Origin of the sequence: Streptomyces sp. NPDC058751 (assembly GCF_042746485.1) — a bacterium.
GTDB lineage: Bacteria > Actinomycetota > Actinomycetes > Streptomycetales > Streptomycetaceae > Streptomyces.
This window is the reverse complement of record NZ_JBHYPZ010000044.1, coordinates 78,765-84,790: the sequence shown is the minus strand read 5'-3', so window position 1 is coordinate 84,790 and position 6,026 is coordinate 78,765. Positions and strand designations below refer to the sequence as shown.

Genomic DNA, 6,026 nt, shown 5'->3' with positions numbered 1-6,026 from the left:
TGATGTTGGGGGGGGGGTTGGTGTGGGGGGCCGGCGGGGCCCCCGCGGGGCGGGGGGGGGGGGGGGGGGGCCCGCCCCGCGGCGGGGGGCCCCCCCCCCCGCCCCGTCGGCACGCCGTCACCGCGAAGCCCCGTCCCGTCACCGCGAAGCCCCGTGGCTCAAAAGCCCTCTCCCCCGCCGGGTCCCCGGGAATTCCCGGCCCCGCCGGGGGTAAGCGGGCTGCACCAGAAGGCAGTTGAAAAGGGGAGGGTCTCATGGTCCGCACCGCGTTGCGTGCCCGCGCCGCGAAGGCGAGCCGCCGGAAACCGGCGCCGAAGACGGAGACGGACCGGGCGAAGCCCGCGCCGAAGGCCGAGCGGGGCAGGACGGCCTCGAAGTCCGGGCCGACGGCGAAGGCGGACCGGGGCGAGCCGGGGAGACGGCGGTCCCTCTTCGGCCGCGTGAGGCCGAAGCGCGACCCGGCGCCGACTCAGACCCGGCCCCGGGAGACCGGAGCCCTGGCACTGCCCTTCCGGCTGCTGGCCATGCTGGTCGCGTTCGCGGCCATGGTGGCGTTCGCCGTCGTACTGGCCCGGCTGACGCTGGAGCCCTCGCCGGCGTCCACGGAGCTGATCCACGACAACCTCCACCCAGGGGCCTCCCTGCGGGCCTATCTCGACCAGCCCGAGCTGCGCGACGCCGTCAGGCAGATCGGCGGCAACCTGCTGCTCGGGGTTCCCTTCGGCGTGCTGCTGCCGGTGGTGTTCCCGAAGACCCGCGGCATCCTGCGCGTCCTCGCGCTCACGGCGGCGGTCATGCTCCTGGTCGAACTCGTCCAGGGAGCCCTCATCACCGGCCGTTCCTTCGACATCGACGACGTCATCCTCAACACGACCGGGGCACTGGCGGGTTACCTCCTCCTGGGCCGGCGGTTCGGCCGGGCCGTGCACCCCAGGAAGCGTTCCCGCGCCTGACGGAACGTCAACTGCCGGTCCGTACCAGAGTATTGACACTCCCTTACCTCACTTCTTAAATCAAGAGGCGAAGCATGGACCCCCCACCCCCCCACCTCAGTCGGCCCACCCGTCACGGACGGCCGTACGGAAATGAGAGTCATGGGCTCCCCACGCCTGCTCCGCCGATGTCTGTTCGCCGCGCTGTCCGCCGCGCTCCTCGTCTCCGCCCCGGCCTTCGCCGCTCCCGCCCCCGCGGGTCCGGCGGCGGCCGCGGCGGCCGTGACGTTCCAGGACACCTTCGACGGTCCCGCCGGTTCGGCCGCCGACTCCTCCAAGTGGCAGCTGGAGACCGGGGACAACGTCAACAACCACGAGCGGCAGTACTACACGTCGGGCAACAAGAACGCCGCTCTGGACGGCCAGGGCCATCTGGTGATCACGGCCCGCAAGGAGAACCCGGCCAACTACCAGTGCTGGTACGGCACGTGCCAGTACACGTCGGCCCGGATGAACACCTCCGGGAAGTTCACGTCGACGTACGGCCATGTCGAGGCCCGCATGAAGATCCCGCGCGGGCAGGGCATGTGGCCGGCCTTCTGGATGCTCGGCAGCGACATCGGGCAGGTCGGCTGGCCGAACTCCGGCGAGATCGACGTCATGGAGAACGTGGGCTTCGAGCCGTCCACCGTGCACGGCACCATCCACGGTCCCGGGTACTCGGGCTCCGCCGGCATCGGCGCGGGCTACTCCCTCCCGAACGGCCAGGCGTTCGCGGACGCCTTCCACACGTTCGCGGTCGACTGGGCGCCGAACTCGATCACCTGGTCGGTGGACGGCACGGTCTACCAGCGGCGCACACCCGCCGACCTGGGCGGGAAGACCTGGGTGTTCGACAAGCCGTTCTTCCTGATCCTGAACCTCGCGGTCGGCGGATACTGGCCCGGCGACCCCGACGGCTCCACCTCCTTCCCGCAGCAGCTCGTCGTCGACGAGGTGAAGGTGACGACGGGCGACGGCCCGGGCGGCACCAGCGGTCCGATCAGGGGCCTCGCGGGCAAGTGCGTGGACGTGGCCGCCGCCAACCCGGCCAACGGAACACCCGTACAGCTCTACGACTGCAACGGGACGAACGCCCAGCAGTGGACGGTGTCCGCCGACGGCACGGTCCGCGCTCTCGGCAAGTGCCTGGACGTCACGGGCAACGGCACGGCGGACGGCTCGACGGTCCAGCTCTGGGACTGCACCGGCGGCCCCAACCAGAAGTGGACGGTCACCGCGGCGCACGACATCGTGAACCCCCAGGCGAACAAATGCCTGGACGTCACGGGCAACAACGCGGCCAACGGCACCCGTCTGCAGATCTGGACGTGCACGGGCGGCGCCAACCAGAAGTGGACGGTGGGCTGACAGCCCCTCGGCCGCACGGCTCCGCATCCCGCCCGCCCCGTCCCCCGGCCACGGCCTCCGCCCGGCCCGGGGGACGGGACGGTGTGCCGTGCGTGGCCGGTACCCCCCGTCCGCCGCCATCGTGCGGGCAGGGCCATTGACATCGCAACCCGGCGTGGAGATCGTGTGACGACGAGCGTCTTGTCGTGCGCGGATCCTCGTGACGACGACGTCGACCGCTCATGCGCGACCGGCCGGACGGCTTCCGTCCGGCGATCCGGGAAGAGCCGGGCTCGGACGGGGCGTGGACATGGGGGGTGTCATGGGAAGCGTTCGTCGGCTGCCGCTGGTGGTGGCGGTCGTGGTCGGGCTGGTGCTGCTCGCGGGCCTGGGCGTGGTGGTGAGCGTGTCCCTCGGCGGTTCGGGACGCGGCTGCGAGGTGCGCCTGGAGGTCAACTCCTCGACGGAGAAGGGCGACCTGCTCGCCGAACTGGCCGATGAGTACAACGACTCCGGGCGTGACCTCCCGGACGGGGAGTGCGCCCGGGTGGAGGTGTCGGAGACGAGTTCCGGCGTCGCCAAGGACGCTCTGGCCCAGGGGTGGGACGAGCGGCGGGACGGCGCGCCCGAACCGCAGGTGTGGACGCCGTCCTCCTCGCTGTGGCTGACACTGCTCCAGCGCGACGCGACCGCCGCCGACCGCGCGCTGCTCACCGACGAGGAGCCGCGGTCGCTGGCCACCAGCCCGCTGGCGATCGCCATGCCCCGGCCGATGGCGGAGGCGCTCGGCTGGCCGGAGAAGCGGATCGGCTGGCGGGACGTGCTGTCTCTGACGAAGAAGGGCTGGGCCTCGGCCGGCCGGCCCGAGTGGGGCCGCTTCAGCCTGGGCAAGGACAACCCGCACACCTCCACCTCGGGCCTGGGTGCGACCGTGGCCTCCTTCTACGCCGCCACCGGCCGCTCCGGCGACCTCACCGTGAAGGAGGTGAAGGACCCGAAGACCCGGCGGTTCGTGGCCGGGGTCGAGGCGGGCGTCCTGCACTACGCATCCGACGCGACCGCGTACATGGCCAACCTCGCCGAGGCGGACGCCGACGGGCAGGCCCTGTCGTACGCCAGCGCCGTGGCCGTCCAGGAGCAGTTGATCCACCTGTACAACCAGGGCAGTCCCACGGGCGAGACCGACCGGCTCGGCAAGGGGAAGAAGCCGCGGGTGCCGCTGGTGGCCGTGCACCCGGCCGACGGCACGCTGATGTTCGACCACCCCTTCGTGGTGCTGCCCTCGGCCTCGGCGCAACAGCGGGCCGCGGCCGCCGACTTCCGCGCCTTCCTGCTGGAGGACGCCCGGCAGAAGCGCTTCCAGCAGACCGGGTTCCGCGACCACGAGGGCAACGCCGACAGCGCGCTGGCCCGTTCGGTCAGCCTGTCCGGGCAGAGCAAGCGGAACCTGTCACTGATCGACTCGCCCGCGCCCGAGGTGCTGGCGGCGGTGCTGGACAGCTGGGACGAACTGCGCAAGAAGGCCCGGGTGTTGCTCGTCATGGACGTCTCCGGGTCGATGAACCAGGCCGCGGGCGGCGGACGGAGCCGGCTGGAGGCCGCCAAGAAGGCCGCCGTCGACACCCTCGGCCTCTACCACCCCGACGACGAGGTCGGTCTGTGGGCGTTCTCCACCGAGACCGAGGGCCAGTCCGAGCCGTACCGGCAGATCGTGCCGCCCGGCCGCGTCCGCGACAACGAACAGCGGCTCACCGAGGCCATCGACGGGCTCAGCGCCGAAGGCGGCACCGCCCTCTACGCCACCGTGCGCGCCGCCCACCAGAAGATGCTGGCCGACCTGGACGCCGACCGCATCAACGCCGTCGTCGTCCTGACCGACGGCAGGAACGAGTACCCGCCGGACAACGACCTCGACGCACTTCTGCGCGACCTCGACGCCGGCCGGCTGGAGCGCTCCGTACGCGTCTTCACCGTCGCCTTCAGCGGCCAGGCCGACTTCGGCACGCTCACGAAGATCGCCACAGCCACCGAGGCCACCTCCTACGACGCCCGCGACCCGGCGGTCATCGACAAGGTGATGGTCTCCGTCATCAGCAACTTCTGACAGGAAGGACGCGATGGACAACCGGCTTCTTCCCGCCGTCGCGGTCGTGCTGTTCGCCTGCGCGGGCAGTGCCACGGCCTTCCTCGCCGGCGCGCCGGCGGTCGCCGCGCTGCCCGCCGGCGCGGGCGTCGGCGGCCTCGTATGGGCGGCGCACGCGGTCACCGGCCGTCTCACCCGCCCCGCGCTCCCCGCGTCCGCGAGGCCCGCGACCGGCCGGCCGGGCATCCGGCACGCGAACCGGCCGGCAAACGCACCGGCCGAACCGCCCGCCGACGCCGCCGGCTGGCTGAACCGCGCGACGGCGGCCGCCGACCGGCTGGAGCACCAGTGCCTGCGGAGCACCAGCGCCTCGCTCCGCCCGACGCTGACGACGGCGGCGGCGTCCGTACGGGAGGCGGCCGACCGGCTGACCGTGGCGGCCGAGGCGGTCCGCGTCATCGACACCAGCGGCGCGGCCGCCGACCACCACGTCCTGCGCCACGAGCGGGAGCGCCTGGAGGAGGAGACCCGGACCCTCCCCGACGGCCCGCTGCGGCGGGCCAAGCAGGACGCCGCCCATGCGACGGGCGAACGCCTCGCGACCCTGAAGCGCCTGGCCGAACTGCGCCGGCTCCTGATCACCACCATGCAGGCCACCGCCCTGCGCCTGGAGGCCGCGGCCGAGCGCGGCGCCATGCTGCTGTCCCTCGACGCCGCGACGGACTTCTCCGCCGTCCCGGCGGACCTCACCGCCCTCGACCACGAACTGGAGGCGGTACAGGCCGGCCTCGACACGCTCGACGAGATCACCCGCTCACTGCACGGCGCGGCCGGGGAACGGCCGGAGTGAGGAGGCTGGCGGCACATGCCCGGAAGAGGCCGCCTCGCGGCGGCGATCCTGCTGAACCTGGTCGTGGAACCGGTCGCGAACTGGTGGTTGGACAAGGAGGGCAAAGGGCGCTTCGCGGTCGTGATGCTGTGGTCCCTGGCCGTCGTGCCGATCACGGTCCCCTTCGCCTCCCGCAACCAGAGCGGCAGATGGGCTCTGGCCTTCCTCGTCCTCGCGGGCGCCTCGCTCGTCCTGGCCGTGGCGATCGGCGGTTCCTGGGACGACTCCGGCCTTCGCACCGCGATACCCGGACTCACCGCCGCCGCTCTGCTCCTGACGGCACCGTGGCTGGCCCCTTGGACCCTCCACGATCTGGCCGGGCACCCCGTCCCGGCCCGGATCGCCGAGGCCGAGCCCGTCCTCGACCTGGAGGAGGAGGACACCTGGCGCACCCGCTACCGCCTCACGGACCCGGCGACCGGGCGTGACCTCGGTTCCCTGGCGTACGGCCCGCGAGCCCGCACACCCGTCGGTACGGTCGTCACCGTCTCGCTGGTACCGGACGGCTGGGCCCCGCCCATCGCCGCCGAGCGCCTGGACGACACCGACGTGCCACCGGGCATCACCGCCTTCGCGGCCCTCGCCGCCGTCCACGTTCTCGCCTGCGCCGCCACGGCGGCGGCCTGGCCCCGCGAGTGGTGAACGCCGCGGCCGGGCCGCTCCCCCTCCGCCGCCCGCTCTCCGGAGGGCCCCGGCCGTACCGACCGGGACGGGAAGGACCCCGACGCCGAAA

The 6,026-nt window shown here is 73.0% G+C and carries 5 protein-coding genes; all 5 read left to right on the top strand.

The features are described from left to right. Positions 1–254: 254 nt before the first annotated feature. The 5 genes from ACFW6B_RS32560 to ACFW6B_RS32540 all read left to right on the top strand — a co-directional run bounded on the left by ACFW6B_RS32560 (position 255) and on the right by ACFW6B_RS32540 (position 5,935). Positions 255–953 (top strand): VanZ family protein, encoded by a 699-nt coding sequence (locus ACFW6B_RS32560; RefSeq protein ID WP_386601755.1) that lies wholly within the window; start codon positions 255–257, stop codon positions 951–953. A gap of 141 nt (positions 954–1,094) precedes the next feature. Further along, entirely contained in the window at positions 1,095–2,342 is a 1,248-nt protein-coding gene (locus ACFW6B_RS32555; RefSeq protein ID WP_386601753.1) for a lectin, read from the top strand. A 301-nt stretch (positions 2,343–2,643) separates the two neighbouring features. After that, on the top strand, positions 2,644–4,425 hold the full coding sequence (locus ACFW6B_RS32550; RefSeq protein ID WP_386601751.1) for a substrate-binding domain-containing protein: 1,782 nt from the start codon (positions 2,644–2,646) through the stop codon (positions 4,423–4,425). 13 nt (positions 4,426–4,438) lie between these two features. After that, positions 4,439–5,254, top strand: a complete 816-nt coding sequence (locus tag ACFW6B_RS32545; RefSeq protein ID WP_386601749.1) for a hypothetical protein — start codon at positions 4,439–4,441, stop codon at positions 5,252–5,254. Between the two features lie 15 nt (positions 5,255–5,269). Continuing rightward, positions 5,270–5,935 carry a hypothetical protein gene (locus tag ACFW6B_RS32540; RefSeq protein WP_386601747.1) on the top strand — a complete coding sequence of 222 codons (666 nt, stop codon included), beginning with the start codon at positions 5,270–5,272 and terminating at the stop codon, positions 5,933–5,935. Positions 5,936–6,026 lie beyond the last annotated feature (91 nt).

Bases quoted from the DNA above. Each gene is read 5' to 3' on its own strand.
- ACFW6B_RS32560 (WP_386601755.1), top strand. From the start codon at position 255: ATGGTCCGCACCGCGTTGCGTGCCCGCGCCGCGAAGGCGAGCCGCCGG.
- ACFW6B_RS32555 (WP_386601753.1), top strand. From the start codon at position 1,095: ATGGGCTCCCCACGCCTGCTCCGCCGATGTCTGTTCGCCGCGCTGTCC.
- ACFW6B_RS32550 (WP_386601751.1), top strand. From the start codon at position 2,644: ATGGGAAGCGTTCGTCGGCTGCCGCTGGTGGTGGCGGTCGTGGTCGGG.
- ACFW6B_RS32545 (WP_386601749.1), top strand. From the start codon at position 4,439: ATGGACAACCGGCTTCTTCCCGCCGTCGCGGTCGTGCTGTTCGCCTGC.
- ACFW6B_RS32540 (WP_386601747.1), top strand. From the start codon at position 5,270: ATGCCCGGAAGAGGCCGCCTCGCGGCGGCGATCCTGCTGAACCTGGTC.